This window comes from Gordonia sp. B8661-1, from assembly GCF_059427765.1.
Map to the genome: position 1 here is coordinate 1 of NZ_JCAHRL010000030.1, position 1,270 is coordinate 1,270.

The window sequence follows — 1,270 nt, forward strand, 5'->3', positions numbered from 1 at the left end:
GGGCCTGGTGCACGGATAGGTGACAGGGTTAGTCACGCGGCCTGAGGGGCCTCGTGGTTGATGATGGTCTCGAATTCAATGGGGGTCAATCTGCCGAGGCGGTCCTGTCGTCTGCGGCGGTGGTAGGTCCGTTCGATCCAGTGCACGATGGCGGCCCGGAGCTCGTCTCTGGTGGCCCAGGATCGACGGTCGAGGACGTTGTTCTGTAGCAGCGAGAAGAAGCTCTCCATCGCCGCGTTGTCACCACACGCACCGACCCTGCCCATCGACCCGAGCATGCCGTGCCGGGTGATGGCCTTCTGCATCTTCTTCGAACGAAATTGAGACCCTCTATCGCTGTGCAGAACGCAGCCGGCCACGTCCCCTCGCCTGGCGACAGCGCTGTTCAGGGCGGCCACGGCCAGGCGGGACTTCATTCTCGAGTCGATCGAGTACCCGACGATCCGGCCCGAGTAGACGTCCTTGATCGCGCACAGGTACAGCTTGCCCTCGGCCGTCCAGTGCTCGGTGATGTCGGTCAGCCACAGCTCGTTGGGGCCGGGCGCGGTGAAGTCTCTCTTGACGAGATCGTCGTGTACAGGCGGGCCGGCCTTGCGGTGCTTGCCGCGGCCTCTCTTGCTGATGGTGCTGGTCCAGCCGCCGGCGGAGCAGATCCGCCACGCCGTCCGCCGGCACATCTTCTCGCCTGCGGCTTCGGCCTCGTCGGCGAGGTAGCGGTAGCCGAACTCCGGGTCTTCGCGGTGGGCGTCGAACAGGGCGTTGGCCCGGTACGCCTCGGCGAGCTCGGCGTCGGTGATCGGGTTCTTGCGCCACCGGTAGTAGGGCTGGCGAGCGATCTTGAGTACCCGACACGCCACCGTGACGGGGATGCCGTCAGCGGCCAGCTCACTCACGAGCGGGTACCACCTTTTCCCGGCAGATTCGCTTGGGACAGGTACGCCGCCGCCCGGCGTAAGACCTCGTTCTCCTGTTCAAGCAGGCGCACACGCCGCTTGGCCTCGCGCAGCTCACGCGATTCGGCCGACGTGGTGCCGGGCTTGATCCCGGCCTCCACGTCGGCCTTGCGGATCCACTTGTTCAGGGTCATCGGGTGGATACCGAAGTCGGCAGCGATCTGTTCGAGAGTCACACCGTCTTCACGGTTCTGGGCGACGCGGACAACGTCGTCGCGGAACTCCTGGGGATAGGGCTTGGGCACAGCTGGCATCCTTCCAGGCCGCCCGGCAGGGCAAGCCAGATCAGATGTCACCTACTCGTGCACCAGCCCCTG

Annotated in this window: 1 protein-coding gene; it reads right to left on the reverse strand. The window is 65.7% G+C overall.

From position 1 onward, the window contains the following. Window positions 1-32 precede the first annotated feature (32 nt). Window positions 33-1,198 (reverse strand): IS3 family transposase gene (locus AC4JJG_RS21440; RefSeq protein WP_085948641.1). Its coding sequence is split into 2 segments (ribosomal slippage): window positions 33-911 and window positions 914-1,198, totalling 1,164 coding nucleotides; the frame shifts between segments, so codons are not numbered across the junction. Window positions 1,199-1,270: the final 72 nt, after the last annotated feature.